This window comes from Flavivirga algicola (assembly GCF_012910715.1).
Taxonomy (GTDB): domain Bacteria; phylum Bacteroidota; class Bacteroidia; order Flavobacteriales; family Flavobacteriaceae; genus Flavivirga; species Flavivirga algicola.
In genome coordinates this window covers 596,133-611,116 of the sequence record NZ_JABBHF010000001.1, presented here as the reverse complement: position 1 = coordinate 611,116, position 14,984 = coordinate 596,133, and the positions used below count along the sequence as shown (strand labels likewise).

The following is a 14,984-nucleotide window of genomic DNA, read 5'->3' as shown; positions in this document are numbered from 1 at the left end:
TATGACTTGGGAAGAAACTATAATTAAAATAAGAAAAGAAAACGACTACAAAGATTTAGTTGCACAGGCTTATTTTGAAGAGGATTTAAAACTCAACGTGGAGCGTTTTTCCAAAAGCAAAGAATATAAAGAAACGCAAAAGCTAATTGTTCGGTATGCACCAAATGCAAAATCTATTTTAGATATAGGTTGCGGTAATGGTATAAGTGCCATAAGTTTTGCATTGCAAGGGTATCAAGTAACTGCAGTAGAGCCAGATGAGAGTGAAACTGTAGGAGCAGGAGCTATTAAAAAGCTTAAAACCGCCTATAAACTTGATAATTTAGACGTTTTTGAGGCATTTGCTGAAGATATTAATTTTGCAAATAATTCTTTTGATATTGTTTATATTAGGCAGGCTATGCATCATGCAAATAATTTGGATAAATTTGTTGCTGAATGTGTTAGGGTGTTAAAACCAAATGGGCTTTTATTAACTATAAGGGACCATGTTATTTTTAACGACAATGACAAACAATGTTTTTTAAAAAATCATCCTTTACATAAATTTTATGGAGGTGAAAATGCATATAAACCAGAAGCTTATAGAAGTGCTATAAAAAATGCTGGAGCTATTATAAAAAAAGAACTAAAGTATTTTGATAGTGTCATTAATTATTTCCCATTAACAGATATAGAGATTAAAGCAATAGGAGATACAGAAATTAAAGACCAGAAGAAAAAATTATATAACAAAATTGGAGCGCTTTCTAAAATTCCTTTTGTATGGAATTTATATGTGATTTTAAGAGGGTACAGAGCGCCTAATGAAAATAAAATACCTGGAAGAATGTATTCGTATATTGCGTATAAAAAATGAAAATACTAATAATTGGATCTAAAGGATTTATTGGATCGCATTGTGTGACCTATTTTGCAAATAACCATGAAGTGTGGCAATGCGATGTAGTAACTGATTATGTTAGTGAAAAATATATCGTTGTTGATGTTACCAATGCGAACTATAATGAGATTTTTCAAACACACACATTCGATGTCTGTATTAACTGTTCTGGAGCAGCAAACGTGTCAGATTCTCTAAAGAACCCTCAAAGAGATTTCATGTTAAATACTGTAAATGTTTTTAACCAGTTAGAAGCCATCAGAAGGTATAATTCAAAGTGCAAATACATTAATTTTTCAAGTGCCGCGGTTTATGGAAACCCAGAGTATTTACCAATTGATGAAAATCATCCACTTAGTCCTATATCTCCATATGGAGTTCATAAGCAACTAGCTGAACAAATTTGTGAAGAGTTTTTTAAAACGTACAAAATAGCATGTTGTTCTTTACGAGTTTTTTCTGTTTACGGTCCAGGATTACAAAAACAATTATTTTGGGATCTTTATAAGAAAAGTAAAAATGCTTCTAAAGTAACACTATTTGGGACAGGAAATGAATCTAGAGATTTTATTTATATATCAGACTTAATCCAAGCATTAGAATTAGTGATTCTTAATAGTTCTTTTAAAAATAATATTATAAATGTAGCAAATAATAAAGAACAAAAAATAAATGATATTGTGACTGCTTTTTATAAATATTATGATGCTAATGTAACAATTGAGTTTGGAGGAGAGGAACGAGCTGGAGACCCTATAAATTGGAAGGCTGATATAAACAAACTTAAGGAATTAGGCTATGAGCCACAAGTGAATATTAATGAAGGTTTAAGGAAATATATAACGTGGTTAAAAGAAAGAGAATAGGAGTCATTTTTTCTTATAATGAAGCTTGGATAGCTGGTAGTTACTATATTTTAAATATAATAAATGCATTGCACCGCTTAGAGTATAAAGAAAAACCAGTTATTGTAGTGCTAACTGAACAAAAATCTGATTTTTTGATTTTGGAGGAAGAAACACAATACCCTTTTTTAGAATTTTTTAAAATACCTCTGCAGCTACCTCGCTATAGTGTTTTTGAAAGGTTGATCAATAAAATAGGACGCGTTTTTAAAATTAAAAAATTAATAAATAAAAAACCACTTAAAGCAGATATTGAGTTTTTATATCCTTTCGAAATGCCAGGTGTTTCTGTTAATCCCATAAAAAAAATAAATTGGGTTCCAGATTTTCAAGAGATTCATTTGCCAAATCTTTTTACTGAAGAACTTTTAGAACAACGGAAAAAACATCAAAAAGAGGTTATTTGTAAAGGAGATTGGGTTGTTTTTAGTAGTAAAGACGCTCAAAAGGATTTTAACCAGCTATATACTAACACTACGGTAAAACAGTATGTATTGCCCTTTGCTGTTACACATCCTGATTTTAAAACATTAAATTTAAATGAGATTTTAAAAAAGTACGATTTGCCTAAAAACTATTATTTTGCACCAAATCAATTTTGGGCCCATAAAAATCATATGGTTGTGTTAGAGGCAGTCAACGAATTAAAGGATAAAAATATTAATATACAGGTTGCTTTTTCTGGAAAAGAAAACGATCATAGAAATGCAGATTATGTATCGCTTTTACACTCATATGTAAAAAATAACAACTTAGAAAAGAATGTTCACTTTTTAGGGTTTATTCCTAGAAAAGACCAGCTTAAATTAATGCAAAATGCGGTGGCTATAATACAACCATCAAAATTTGAAGGTTGGAGTACCGTAGTCGAAGATGCCAAGGCAATTAATCAATATCTCATTTTATCAGATATTGATGTGCATAAAGAACAGATAAACAAAAATGTATCTTTTTTTAATCCAACAAATTATTCAAAATTAGCTGCATTATTATCCGAATTTTGGTTAAGCCCTCCTAAAGTAGAAGTAATAGATTATGATATAGAGAAAAGTAAGTTCGCCAAAAACTTTATGAGCCTTATAACATCAGTTAATAATCAAGTGTAAATTTAATATTAGTAAAATTATTTATGCTTAAAAAACCAACTGTTTCAATTGTAACGCCAAACTATAATCAAGCACAGTTTATTGAGCAAACGTTGTTATCGGTTATAAATCAGGATTATCCAAATATAGAATATATAGTTATTGATGGTGGTAGTAATGATGGCTCGATAGATATTATTAAAAAGTATGAAAAGTACTTAACTTATTGGGAGACATCGCCAGATAAAGGTATGTATGACGCAATTAATAAAGGGTTTAAGAGAGCTTCGGGAGATATCATGTGTTGGATAAATAGTGATGATATACTGGTTTCGAGTGCTATAAAAGAGGTAGTTGGCTTAATGGATAAAAACCCCTATGTTCATTGGCTTATGGGGTATCCCACAATTATTAATGAAAAAAGTGAAATTACCTGGCAAGGTCAAGACGCTCAAGTGTTTTCGCCCTATTTTTTTTATTTACATAATCATACCAGAGACTTTTCATTTATTCAACAGGAATCTACCTTTTGGACCCGATCCCTATGGGAAAGAGCTGGAGCTAGGTTAAACCTTGAATATACTTTGGCAGCGGATTTCGATTTATGGATGCGGTTTTTTAAACATGATAAATTATACTTTACACATCAACAGCTAGGGGCATTCAGAAGACGAAAGGGGCAGCAATCAGAAAATCAAGAAAGTTATTTGCAAGAAACCAATTTGGCTATATCGAATAATCAGGAAAAACTTTTAATAAAACAGAGGTGCGTTATTTTTTTACTTAAAAGTGTAAGAAAGCTATTTTTCTCTTTAAAAAATAAAAAAATAAGGAATGCCTATTATAAACTACAGCTTAAAATATTCGGTAAGCCTAATTGGATTGATTAGTAGTTTGTTATTATACCATTCTATTTTTATGTTGAGTAGCCTGTAAAAAAGTTATATTTACGATTAAATAATTAAATACGAGTAAAAGAATAGATGCTAAAGTTATCTATAATAACTGTTAACTATAATAATTATAATGGACTAAAAAGAACCATTGAGAGTATTAGTTCACAAAATGTTTCTGACTTTGAATTTATAATAATAGACGGAAATTCTACAGATGAAAGTGTAGCTCTTATTAAAGAAAGTAGCATGTATATTTCTAATTGGATAAGTGAGCCAGATAATGGCATTTATCAAGCAATGAACAAAGGTGTTTCTATGGCCAAAGGGGAATATCTTCTTTTTTTAAATAGCGGAGACCATTTGTTTGAAAGTAATATCATATCTACAAGTCTTGATCATTTAAAGGGAGATGATTTTATTTGTTTTGATATCGAATGTGTTTTAAGTAATGATAGCTGTATTAAAAAGCACCCCGATAATTTAGATTTTTCTTATTTGTTTTCCGATACATTTGCCCATCAATCTACTTTCATAAAAAGAAACGTTTTTGAAAAAGTTGGTTATTACGACGAATCATTAAAAATAGTATCAGATTGGAAGTTTTTTATTCAATCAATAGTGTTTCATGGTTGTAGCTATAAAGCGATTCATAAAACCCTCTCGACCTATTATCTTGATGGTATAAGTGCAACTGCTGAAGGTACGTTCAACCGAAGAGAAGAAAGAGAAGCCATTCTTAAGAATGAATTCTCAATATTCTATAATGACTATAGGAGGTTGAAGTTGTTAGATATGAACCGATTTAAAATGCTCAATGAATTGGAACACTCAAAATTAGCTAAAAAAATGCTTTCTTTTTTTCTTAGAATCTTGCTAAGATGTTTTAGGAATAAGTCGCTTAAAGATTTGTAATTTGAAATACAGATGATTCCAAAGATTATTCATTATTGCTGGTTTGGAAAAGCCGAAAAACCAAAACTGTTTGCTAAATGCTTAGAGAGTTGGAACTACTATTGTCCAGATTTTGAAATTAAGGAATGGCATGAGGGGAATATAAAGCAGTTTAAAAACAAATTTATAAAGGATGCATTGAGAAAAAAAAAGTATGCTTTCGTTGCTGATGCAGTTAGAATGCAAATTGTTTTGGAGTTTGGAGGTGTTTATCTGGATACAGATATGTTGTTGTTAAAACCACTAGACGAATTGTTGACATATAATTTTTTTATAGGCAATGAAGTTATAAACAGACCAGCTTTTGGCATTTTTGGAGTGATTTCTAAGCACAGGTTAATACAAGAAATGGTTGATTTTTATAATACGGAAAGGTTTGATCAATTTTCAGCCCCAGTAATTACACATAAATTTAAACACTTAATTAAACGGGAAAACCTCATAGTGAACGAACGAATTTTAGATGTTCATTATTTTTATCCATTGCCATACGAGAACAGACTTGATGATTATGCTCCATTTTGTTCAGAAAATACAATAGCAGTACATTTATGGGATCATTCATGGGGTTCAGAAGAAAATGAGAGCTTGAGGAGTCTTTTTAAGAATTTACAAATCGTTATAGTAGATTATTTGATTTATGGATATTCCTATGCTTATTTTAAGCGCTACTTTAGAGGTTTTTCAAGAAAAGTTTATCACCATATAAAAAGAAAAATGGGCTTATGAAAGTAGTTCAGATAAGTACATCCTCAAGAGGAGGAGCAGGTATAGCTGCCCTTAGACTACATCATGCTTTGCGACAGGTAGGCGTGGAGTCTGCCTTTGTATCGAAGAATTATACGATTGGATTTGATGGAGTAGCACACAACGATGCTTTTTTTGAATATAAGCGACCTTCTCTTTTTAAGCGGTTTTTATTGAAAATTAAAAGAAGCTTTTATCCATCAATAGGCCAAAGAATAAATAAAGAAATTGAAAGCAAAAAGCATTTGTTGAAATATGAAATGTTGTCTGTCCCTTATACGGAATTTGAATTACATAAACATCCAATTTTACAACAGGCAGATGTTATAAATTTTCATTGGGTTGGTGGTGTTTTATCGTATAATACTTTTTTTAAAAATAACAAGACTCCTATAGTTTTTACTCTACATGATATGAACCCTTTTAAAGGGCTGTTTCATTATCAACAAGACGAAATAAGGAATAGAAAACATATAAAAGTTTTGGATAATTCTTTGCTGATTTTAAAGAAAAATGCAATAAGTATTATAAAAAAGGGAGCTTTAATTACTCCTTCCAAGTGGCTGTTGGATGAAGCGAAAACCAGTAACTTCTATAATCATTTTCATGCTTTAAAGTGTATTCCAAATGCTATAGATTTTAATGTTTTTAAAATTCAAAATAAAGTACAAATAAGAAAAGAAAAAGGGATTTCGGAAAATGAGTTTGTTTTGTTGTTTGTTGCAGATAAAGATGCGAGTTTGCGTAAAGGCGTAGATTTGTTGGTGGAAGGTTTAGAGTTGTTGAAAAACATCAAATGTACCCTTTTGGTATTGGGAAGCGGAGTGGTTAAAGCCGATAATATTAATTTAAAAATAGTACCTTTAGGCTTTGTTGGAGAGGTTGATGAATTGGCATCGTATTATGCCGCGGCAGATGTATTTATTTTACCAAGTATTGAAGATAATTTACCTAACGTAATGTTGGAATCATTTGCCTGTGGAACACCTGTAATTAGTTTTAAAACAGGAGGAATGGACGAGCATGTAATAAATAATATAACGGGGGTTAAAATAGAGGACATAACAGGGGAGTCTTTAGTAAAAGCAATTCAGCAATTCTATGAGAATATAAATGATTTCAAACCCGAAATAATAAGGGAATATGCGATCAAACATTTTAGTTATAATAAACAAGCCGAGGCTTATAAAGAAGTTTATAAAGAATTAATGGCCTGAAATAAGAGGTAAGTGGTCTAATAAATTAAAATGAATAATAATCCTTTTCTTTCTATAATTACTATAAATTATAATAATGCTCCAGAACTGGAAAAGACTTTGTTATCGGTATTTCACCAATTGTATACTGATTTTGAATACATAGTAATTGATGGCGGTTCAACAGATGAAAGTTTATCAATAATCAAAAAGCATAAAAAACAGATTACGTACTATACCAGTGAGCCAGATACAGGTATTTTTAATGCCATGAACAGAGGTATTGATGTTGCAAAAGGAGCGTATTTATTATTTTTAAATAGCGGAGATGTGCTTACTTCTTCAAATGCATTATCAGACTTTATAAATCACGAAAAATTTAAAGGGGATATTATTTATGGAGATTATAAATTTAAATCAGGAGAAAAAATTTATCCCGATACCCTATATCCAAGTTATTTTATGAGGAGTTCATTGCCCCATCAAAGTACACTATTTAAAAAAGATGTTTTTAAAAAAATGGGAGGCTACGATGAAACTTATAAAATAATAAGTGATCGAGCGTTCTACCTTAAATGTTTCTTAAGCGATCAATTTCAATTTACCCATGTAAAATATTTCTTAACCCTCTTCGATATGGAAGGCGTTAGTAATAATGATGATTATAGAAAAAAGAAAATAGAGGAAGACGAAAGGATGTTTAAAAGTGAGTATGGCGTTTTTTATGAGGAGTGTAAAAGAAGTTTGTTTTTAGAACAAGAATTGAAAAAAGCACAACGTAAAACATTGCAAGGCATTTTAAAACGAATTAAAATAAAATTAAAAAAGTTATGGGTTCTACGCCATTGGTAAGTGTTATTGTGCCTACATATAAGAGAGAAGCATATCTTAAACTAACATTGGAAAGCATTGTGTCTCAAACTTATAAAAACATAGAGATTATTGTTGTAGATGATGGTACTCCTGGTGATGAAAACGAAATTTTGTGTAATAGTTTTTCTAGTATTGCATATTTTAAAATAGAAAATACAGGAGGACCTTCTGGGCCAAGAAATTTTGGAATTTCAAAATCAAATGGTGCCTATATAGCATTTGTTGATGATGATGATATATGGCTTCCTCAAAAATTACAGGTACAAGTTGATATTTTAGAAGAAAATAACGATTTTGGTCTAGTTCATAGTTGTTGTAATATTATTGATGAGTACGGATTAGAAACAGGAGAGGTCATTGGCAGACCCGGTAAGCCTTTAGTAAAGCATGGTAAGGTGTTCATGCGAATGATTGGAAATTGGACAATTATGATGCCCACTCCATTAGTAAGAAAAGATGTAATTGATAAGGTTGGCTTATTTAATCAAAATATCCCAGCAGCTTTAGAAGATGTAGAGTATTGGTCTAGATGTGCTTTTCATACTAAGTTTTATTATGTAGACGAACCGCTAGTAAACTATAGACAGCATTCAAGTAATATTTCAACGAATAATAAAAAATATATTAATTTACCATTATATCTTTTCAAGGTAGTCAAACAAAAACATAAACAAAATATTTTTAGTAAAGAAAGCTATAAAAAATTAGTATCGAATCTTTGTTTTATGCAGGCTAAAATGTTTAAAATTAATGTTTTAAAAACAGTATCTAACCTATTTGTATTAAATCCTTTTTGGTTTAGTAGGTTTAGCATTTTAAAAGTGATTATAAAAAAGACAATTTCATGAGTTTAACAACATATTTAATAACTGGTGGTGCAGGAAATATAGGGAGTGCATTGACTAAAAAACTATCTAAGGGCGCTAATAATTTAATTGTTATAGTCGATAATTTATTGACAGGAAGTTTCTCAAAAGTACCTATAAAGGATAATGTAATTTTTATAAAAGCAGATGTAAATAATTATAATGATATTGTACCCGTTTTTGGACGATTTAGTTTTGATTATGTATTCCATTTTGCTGCAGTAGTAGGTGTAAAAAGAACATTGGATAATCCCATGATGGTGTTAGAAGATATAGAGGGTATCAAAAATATTTTATCCTTATCAAAAAACACAGGTGTCAAGCGTGTGTTTTATTCAAGTTCTTCAGAAGTTTATGGAGAGCCATTTGAAATACCTCAAAATGAGTCAACCACACCTTTAAACTCAAGATTGCCTTATGCCATAGTTAAAAATTTAGGAGAGGCCTTTTTTAAATCTTATTACCAAGAATTTAATTTAAAATATACAATTTTTAGATTTTTTAATACTTACGGACCCAATCAAAGTGAGGATTTTGTAGTACCAAAATTTTTAAAGGCAGCTTTAAAAAATGAGCCTATTCTTATTTACGGAAACGGTCAACAAACAAGATCTTTTTGCTTTGTTGATGATAATATTGATACTTGCCTAAAAGCTTTAAAAAGTGCAGATTGTGTCAATGAAGTTTTAAACATAGGTAGTGATAAAGAAATGACGATTCTTGAGCTTGCCGAAATTATAATTAAGGTCACGGGGTCTAATTCTACCATAGAACATGTACCTGCTTTAAAAGAAGGAGATATGGAAAGACGCTGCCCAGATACATCAAAAATGAGAAATTTACTTGGTCGAGATTTATTATCTCTGGAAGAAGGCTTAAAAAAACTTATGAATTTTTATAATAAAAACTAAGTTGCTACTTAAATCATATGATTTTTAAATTAAAAAAAGTATTAAACGCTATAAATGAAATCGATAAGATTCATAGAAGTAATGATGATGCTTATGCGCTTCAAATTATACATAAATTATTTCCAGAATTTTGTTATTTACCATTTACACCTTTTTCGTTAAATCCATATACCATTATCCACATCTTGAATGATATTTTATTTAATGATAGAAGACAGATTGTTGAATTTGGAGGCGGTATATCAACAATAATAATCTCACGTTTTATAAAAGTTAACAACTTAAAAACAAAAATTCTAAGTATAGATAATAACGAAAGTTGGCAGAAGATCATTTTTAATGAAGTTAAAAAATACGATTGTAGTGATAATCTATTACAGATTCATTGTAGCATAGTTGAACATGAAAATGAAATATTGAAAGTTTATGATAATGATTGTTGGTATGACCATAAAAAGGTTAATAGCGAGATTGATAAACTTGATTATGAAGTGGATTTAGTTATTGTAGACGGGCCAAGTACAGCAACTTCTAAGTTTGTAAGATATCCAGCATTGCCTACCATACAAAGTAAGTTATCTACATCAGCATCAATATTTTTAGACGATATAAAAAGGCCAGCAGAAAAAGAGATTTTAGAAAAATGGAATGACATGGTAAAAGGAAAACTAACGTTCGAAAAGATGTATGGCACTATTACATTAGGCGATAGTTTTTCAACAAAACCGTTAAGTCATTAATTTAGTCATTATGAGGATAGGAACTAACCCAGAGAAATTACAAAACATTTTAGAAATTGACTCCTATCATAGAGTCGTAATTCCAGTATATATACCCAATTTGACCGAAGACTATTTTAAAGATGCATTGAAAATCTTTAAGCTATGTTTTGAATCTTTACAAAAAACAATACACTCTAAAACAAGAATATCTATTATAAATAATGGATGCTGTGATGAGGTATTAAATTATTTGACAAAAATTTATAATGTGCATGAAAATGTAGATCAACTATTAAATTCTAAAATTAATTTAGGAAAAGTTAATGCACTTTACTCTGCCATTAAAAGTAATTTAGAACCATTGATTACCATTACAGATTCAGATGTTATGTTCCTGCCAGAATGGCAACAAAAAGTAGAAAACATTCTTGAGGCATTTCCAGAATCGGGTATGGTTTCTCCTGTACCTAGCAGTATAGCTTATAAAGGAGAGTTTTTATACAGTACCATATATTATGCTCTAACTAAAGGTAAATTGCAATTTACAAACGTTAAACATCCCGATGGATTAGAAAAATTTGAAAAAAGTATTGGACGACAATTGTACAATCAAACTCATAAGGAAAAATACCTAACCGTTACTAGCAAAAAAGAGAAAGCCGTTTTGGGTTGTGGGCATTTCGTGGCTACGTTCAAAGCAGACGTATTTAATCATGCACCAAAAGAGAATTGTAAGCTTAAAATTGTTGGAGGTAGCGAAAACAATTATTTAGATAAACCTAACGATAAAGGTGGTTTTTTAAGATTGGCTACCCATGGTAACTATGCTTATCATTTAGGTAATATTTTTGAGCCTTGGATGGAAGATAAAATGAATGAAATAAATAAAGAAACCCATTCAAATGAATTATTAAACACATTACCAATATCCAAGCCATACAATAAGTTTCAATACACTATAGGTAAGACATGGCATATAATCTTCTTTAAAAAATTAAAATCTTTTTACTTTGGTATTAAGGGTGTAAAAAAACCTTTTTAATGCAAAACGATTTAAATATATTAGTTAGTAATATAGCGCTTCCATCTAAAAAAATTGGTAGTTGGACCACAAGACTATCATTATTAAATAATACTCATAATGTGTTTAATTACATACTATCCCCGTCAAATTTTAACAAGACTTATTTATATTGTAGAAAGAGAAAATTTATTACTTGGCGGAAAGAAGTTAGAAAATTTAACCTAAAACATTGGGTTGCTAAAGATTATTTAAAGGCTATCTCAAAGCTATCTAAAAAAGCATCAAGACTTACTATAGTTATAATGGACGATACCCATTTGTTAGAGGCTATAGCAATATCGAAGTCTAAATTTAATTGTCCCATAAAAATTATATTCTCGTTCCATGGATTTAAGCTACAACTTGAAAACAAAATTCTAAAACAAATAGACAAAGTGCTGTTTCTCTCGAATGTAGGCTATGAAGTAAGTAAAACTGATAACTTTCCTAAAGTAGAAATTGTTGGAAATGGTGTAAACTCGAATGTTTTTTATCCTTTAAATGATAAAGAATATATAGAATCAAGATTAAAAAAAGGATATATTGAAGAAGATGAAATATTAATTTGGGTTGCCAATGATAGACCCAAAAAAGGGTTTCATATTTTTAGTGAAGTTGTTCAAAGCTTATTGGAAACTATACCCAGTTTAAAAGTGATAATAATAGGAACAACAAAAAAGCTAGATCATAAAAATGTTTCTAATATAGGGCGTATAAGTAATAACGAAGTTTCAAAATATTTACAAATAAGTAATTATTATATGTTTACAACTTTTTACGAAGAAGGATTCGGGTTGTCAATGGCTGAAGCTTTAAAGTGTGGTAACGCTATAATAGCATCAAACAGAGGAGCCATTCCAGAAGTTTTAAATAATATAGACTACACTTATCAGATAAATGATATTGAAAATATAGATAATTGGGTTAAAGCGTTTAATTTAGCTAGAAAAGAAACTAATCATGGTAAAAAAAGACGTTTCAAATCTGAAACAGACCTCATTTGGGATTACAAAGACTGGGAACAAAAATTTATAAATGCTATTTTAGAATCGTGAAGAACATCGTAATAATTCCAGCAAGAGGTAACTCTAAAAGATTGCTAAAAAAGAATATTTTGCAGCTTCAAAATAAACCTTTAATAACATATAGTATTGAATATGCTATAAATAATAATAGTTTGGTTGATGAAATATATGTGTCTACTGATGATGAAGAAATAAAAGAAATTGCTCTTGGATTGAAGGTGAAAGTAATTGATAGGCCAAAAGAGCTGTCAGGCGATTTGGCTACTACGGTATCCGCTTTAAAACATGTTTTAGAAAATTTGGACACAACTTTTGATAATGTAATTTTATTACAGCCTACAAATCCTTTAAGGCCTCAAACACTTTTAAAAGAAGCATACCTGAAATTTGTTGAGTCCGATTCAGATAGTTTAATGACTGTAAGTTTAAGTACCAAAAAATTAGGTAAAATTACTAATGATAATTTCGAGCCATATAACTATACTATGGGGCAACGAAGTCAAGATTTAGAACCTTTATATTTTGAAAATGGCTTGTTATACATTACAAAAACTTCTTTAATTTTAGATGATATTATTTTAGGTAAAAATAATTACCCTTTTATAATTAATCACCCTTATGCTAAAGTCGATATAGACACAAAGAACGATTTTAAGTATGCCGAATTTATTTTAAAAAACCATCCAAATGACTAACCCATTTATAAAAATATCAGGAAGAAAAATAGGTTTAGATTATCCCCCTTTGGTTATTGCCGAAATTGGGATTAACCATGAAGGATCTTTACAAATAGCAAAAGAGATGGTCGATGCAGCAGCTAGGGCAGGAGTAGAGGTTGTAAAGCATCAAACACATATTGTAGAGGATGAAATGAGTAAAGAGGCTAAAAAAGTAGTTCCAGGAAATTCAAATGTATCTATATACGAAATCATGGAAAGGTGCTCATTAAATGAAGCAGATGAAATAGCTCTAAAAGATTATGTAGAACAAAAAGGAATGATTTTTATTTCTACTCCCTTTTCTAGAGCAGCAGCAGAACGGTTAAACAAAATGGATGTTAAAGCCTATAAAATAGGTTCTGGTGAATGTAATAATTATCCATTGTTAGAACATATAGCGAGGTTTGGAAAGCCTGTAATTATGAGTACGGGGATGAATACCATTGAAAACGTACAAAAAGCAGTTGAAGTTTTTGACAACCATAATGTACCCTTAGCATTATTACATACTACAAACCTGTATCCAACACCAATCCATTTGGTAAGATATGGCGCCATGATGGAGTTGCATAAAGCCTTTCCTGATAAGGTTTTTGGGCTTAGTGATCATACGCTTAACAATAATGCATGTCTTGGTGCTGTTGCGTTAGGAGCCTCCATATTAGAACGTCATTTTACAGATTATATGGAACGTACAGGTCCAGATATTGTTTGTAGTATGGATGAGCAAGCATGTAAAGAACTAATTATAAGTAGTAACGAAATAGCCCAAATGAGAGGAGGCACTAAAGAACCCTCAAAAGAAGAACAAGTAACGATAGATTTTGCTTTTGCAACCGTATGCTCAATTTCCAAAATTGCTAAAGGAGATATTTTAACTAAAAATAATATTTGGGTAAAACGACCTGGTACAGGCAAGATTTTAGCAGAACATTTCGATACAATTTTAGGAAAAAAAGCCCTTAAAGATATTGATAACGACGTACAATTAAATTGGGAAGACTTTGAGTAGAAAAATAGTATTTCTTACAGGTACAAGAGCCGATTTTGGTAAAATAAAATCGCTCGTTCAGATATTAGAGGATCATGAAAATTTTAATCCTTTTGTATTTGTTACAGGGATGCATCTCATGGAAACATATGGTTATACACTTATTGAAATTGAACGTTGTCAGTTTTCTAATGTTCATGCTTTTGAAAATTATACGTCGGAGGCAACTATGGATTTAACTTTAGCTAAAACGATTCAAGGATTCTCATCATATATTAAAGAAATTAAACCAGATTTAGTTGTTGTACATGGAGATAGAGTGGAAGCTATGGCTGGAGCTATTGTTGGCGCTTTAAATAATATATTAGTAGCTCATATTGAAGGTGGAGAACTTTCGGGAACCGTAGATGAACTTATTAGACATTCGGTTAGTAAAATGAGTCATATTCATTATGTCTCCAATACTGAAGCTAAAAATAGACTAATACAAATGGGAGAATTGCATAACACCATAGAAGTTATTGGTTCTCCAGATATAGATATCATGTTTTCCAAAAACCTACCAAGTATAGATGAGGTGAAATCATATTACAATATTCCATTTAAAAATTATGCTTTAGCAATGTTTCATCCTGTCACGACAGAGTTTGATAAAATGGAAGACCATGCTAACAGTTTTGTAAATGCATTATTAAAGGATGATAAAAACTATGTCATTATTTTCCCGAATAATGATTTGGGTTCCGAAGTAATATTAAACGCATATAAAAAATTAGAAGCCAATTCAAGGTTTAGAATTTTCCCATCTGTAAGGTTTGAGTATTTCTTAACTTTATTAAAGCACAGTAGTTTTATAATAGGCAACTCCAGCGCAGGAATTCGTGAAGCACCTTATTACGGTATTCCAACAATTAATGTTGGTACCAGACAAGAAAACAGAGCGTTACATTCGCATATTACAAATGTATCCTATAGTGAAGAAGCTATATCTAATGCGCTTTTATCAGAATTCAAAACGGTTAAAAAAGATACCGTTAGTTTTGGAAATGGTAACAGTGCAGGGTTGTTTTTAAATTCACTTTTAGGTACTACCATATGGAGTTTAAACAATCAAAAACAGTTCGTAGACATTCATTAAAGCAAAAATTAAA

16 protein-coding genes are annotated in these 14,984 nt (G+C 30.5%); all 16 read left to right on the top strand.

Annotation, left to right across the window (positions count from 1 at the left end; all coding sequences use genetic code 11):
* Position 1: 1 nt before the first annotated feature.
* The 16 genes from HHX25_RS02465 to neuC all read left to right on the top strand — a co-directional run bounded on the left by HHX25_RS02465 (position 2) and on the right by neuC (position 14,971).
* Positions 2 to 859, top strand: coding sequence for a class I SAM-dependent methyltransferase (locus tag HHX25_RS02465; protein WP_169669723.1), 858 nt, complete (start codon positions 2 to 4; stop codon positions 857 to 859).
* The gene (locus HHX25_RS02460; protein WP_169669721.1) at positions 856 to 1,749 is read left to right on the top strand and encodes an NAD-dependent epimerase/dehydratase family protein; all 894 of its coding nucleotides are present in this window, start codon (positions 856 to 858) and stop codon (positions 1,747 to 1,749) included. Before HHX25_RS02465 ends, HHX25_RS02460 begins: the two co-directional genes overlap by 4 nt.
* A complete protein-coding gene (locus tag HHX25_RS21330; RefSeq protein ID WP_169669719.1) occupies positions 1,728 to 2,894 on the top strand; it encodes a glycosyltransferase in 1,167 nt (388 codons plus the stop codon). Before HHX25_RS02460 ends, HHX25_RS21330 begins: the two co-directional genes overlap by 22 nt.
* A 23-nt stretch (positions 2,895 to 2,917) precedes the next feature.
* Complete coding sequence (locus HHX25_RS02450) at positions 2,918 to 3,763, top strand: glycosyltransferase family 2 protein (protein ID WP_169669717.1); 846 nt, start codon at positions 2,918 to 2,920, stop codon at positions 3,761 to 3,763.
* 93 nt (positions 3,764 to 3,856) lie between these two features.
* Positions 3,857 to 4,681, top strand: coding sequence for a glycosyltransferase family 2 protein (locus HHX25_RS02445; RefSeq protein WP_169669715.1), 825 nt, complete (start codon positions 3,857 to 3,859; stop codon positions 4,679 to 4,681).
* Positions 4,682 to 4,693: 12 nt separating this feature from the next.
* Positions 4,694 to 5,449, top strand: coding sequence for a glycosyltransferase family 32 protein (locus HHX25_RS02440; protein ID WP_169669713.1), 756 nt, complete (start codon positions 4,694 to 4,696; stop codon positions 5,447 to 5,449).
* Entirely contained in the window at positions 5,446 to 6,684 is a 1,239-nt protein-coding gene (locus tag HHX25_RS02435; RefSeq protein WP_169669711.1) for a glycosyltransferase, read from the top strand. Before HHX25_RS02440 ends, HHX25_RS02435 begins: the two co-directional genes overlap by 4 nt.
* A 30-nt stretch (positions 6,685 to 6,714) precedes the next feature.
* Complete coding sequence (locus HHX25_RS02430; protein ID WP_169669709.1) at positions 6,715 to 7,515, top strand: glycosyltransferase family 2 protein; 801 nt, start codon at positions 6,715 to 6,717, stop codon at positions 7,513 to 7,515.
* Positions 7,494 to 8,384 (top strand): glycosyltransferase family 2 protein, encoded by an 891-nt coding sequence (locus HHX25_RS02425; protein ID WP_169669707.1) that lies wholly within the window; start codon positions 7,494 to 7,496, stop codon positions 8,382 to 8,384. The genes HHX25_RS02430 and HHX25_RS02425 overlap by 22 nt, the downstream gene beginning before the upstream one ends.
* Positions 8,381 to 9,313 carry an NAD-dependent epimerase/dehydratase family protein gene (locus tag HHX25_RS02420; RefSeq protein ID WP_169669705.1) on the top strand — a complete coding sequence of 311 codons (933 nt, stop codon included), beginning with the start codon at positions 8,381 to 8,383 and terminating at the stop codon, positions 9,311 to 9,313. The genes HHX25_RS02425 and HHX25_RS02420 overlap by 4 nt, the downstream gene beginning before the upstream one ends.
* A gap of 17 nt (positions 9,314 to 9,330) precedes the next feature.
* Positions 9,331 to 10,053: a class I SAM-dependent methyltransferase gene (locus tag HHX25_RS02415; protein ID WP_169669703.1), complete on the top strand. Its 723-nt coding sequence runs from the start codon at positions 9,331 to 9,333 to the stop codon at positions 10,051 to 10,053.
* A gap of 10 nt (positions 10,054 to 10,063) precedes the next feature.
* Positions 10,064 to 11,077, top strand: coding sequence for a glycosyltransferase family A protein (locus HHX25_RS02410; protein WP_169669702.1), 1,014 nt, complete (start codon positions 10,064 to 10,066; stop codon positions 11,075 to 11,077).
* Complete coding sequence (locus HHX25_RS02405) at positions 11,077 to 12,153, top strand: glycosyltransferase family 4 protein (RefSeq protein WP_169669700.1); 1,077 nt, start codon at positions 11,077 to 11,079, stop codon at positions 12,151 to 12,153. Before HHX25_RS02410 ends, HHX25_RS02405 begins: the two co-directional genes overlap by 1 nt.
* Positions 12,150 to 12,818, top strand: a complete 669-nt coding sequence (locus HHX25_RS02400) for an acylneuraminate cytidylyltransferase family protein (RefSeq protein ID WP_169669698.1) — start codon at positions 12,150 to 12,152, stop codon at positions 12,816 to 12,818. Before HHX25_RS02405 ends, HHX25_RS02400 begins: the two co-directional genes overlap by 4 nt.
* Positions 12,811 to 13,854, top strand: coding sequence for an N-acetylneuraminate synthase (gene neuB, locus HHX25_RS02395; protein ID WP_169669696.1), 1,044 nt, complete (start codon positions 12,811 to 12,813; stop codon positions 13,852 to 13,854). The genes HHX25_RS02400 and neuB overlap by 8 nt, the downstream gene beginning before the upstream one ends.
* Complete coding sequence (gene neuC / locus HHX25_RS02390; RefSeq protein ID WP_169669694.1) at positions 13,847 to 14,971, top strand: UDP-N-acetylglucosamine 2-epimerase; 1,125 nt, start codon at positions 13,847 to 13,849, stop codon at positions 14,969 to 14,971. Before neuB ends, neuC begins: the two co-directional genes overlap by 8 nt.
* Positions 14,972 to 14,984: the final 13 nt, after the last annotated feature.

Excerpts from the sequence above, each read along its gene's own strand:
- HHX25_RS02465 (WP_169669723.1), top strand. The coding sequence starts at position 2 with ATGACTTGGGAAGAAACTATAATTAAAATAAGAAAAGAAAACGACTAC.
- HHX25_RS02460 (WP_169669721.1), top strand. The coding sequence starts at position 856 with ATGAAAATACTAATAATTGGATCTAAAGGATTTATTGGATCGCATTGT.
- HHX25_RS02450 (WP_169669717.1), top strand. The coding sequence starts at position 2,918 with ATGCTTAAAAAACCAACTGTTTCAATTGTAACGCCAAACTATAATCAA.
- HHX25_RS02445 (WP_169669715.1), top strand. The coding sequence starts at position 3,857 with ATGCTAAAGTTATCTATAATAACTGTTAACTATAATAATTATAATGGA.
- HHX25_RS02440 (WP_169669713.1), top strand. The coding sequence starts at position 4,694 with ATGATTCCAAAGATTATTCATTATTGCTGGTTTGGAAAAGCCGAAAAA.
- HHX25_RS02435 (WP_169669711.1), top strand. The coding sequence starts at position 5,446 with ATGAAAGTAGTTCAGATAAGTACATCCTCAAGAGGAGGAGCAGGTATA.
- HHX25_RS02430 (WP_169669709.1), top strand. The coding sequence starts at position 6,715 with ATGAATAATAATCCTTTTCTTTCTATAATTACTATAAATTATAATAAT.
- HHX25_RS02425 (WP_169669707.1), top strand. The coding sequence starts at position 7,494 with ATGGGTTCTACGCCATTGGTAAGTGTTATTGTGCCTACATATAAGAGA.
- HHX25_RS02420 (WP_169669705.1), top strand. The coding sequence starts at position 8,381 with ATGAGTTTAACAACATATTTAATAACTGGTGGTGCAGGAAATATAGGG.
- HHX25_RS02415 (WP_169669703.1), top strand. The coding sequence starts at position 9,331 with ATGATTTTTAAATTAAAAAAAGTATTAAACGCTATAAATGAAATCGAT.
- HHX25_RS02410 (WP_169669702.1), top strand. The coding sequence starts at position 10,064 with ATGAGGATAGGAACTAACCCAGAGAAATTACAAAACATTTTAGAAATT.
- HHX25_RS02405 (WP_169669700.1), top strand. The coding sequence starts at position 11,077 with ATGCAAAACGATTTAAATATATTAGTTAGTAATATAGCGCTTCCATCT.
- neuB (WP_169669696.1), top strand. The coding sequence starts at position 12,811 with ATGACTAACCCATTTATAAAAATATCAGGAAGAAAAATAGGTTTAGAT.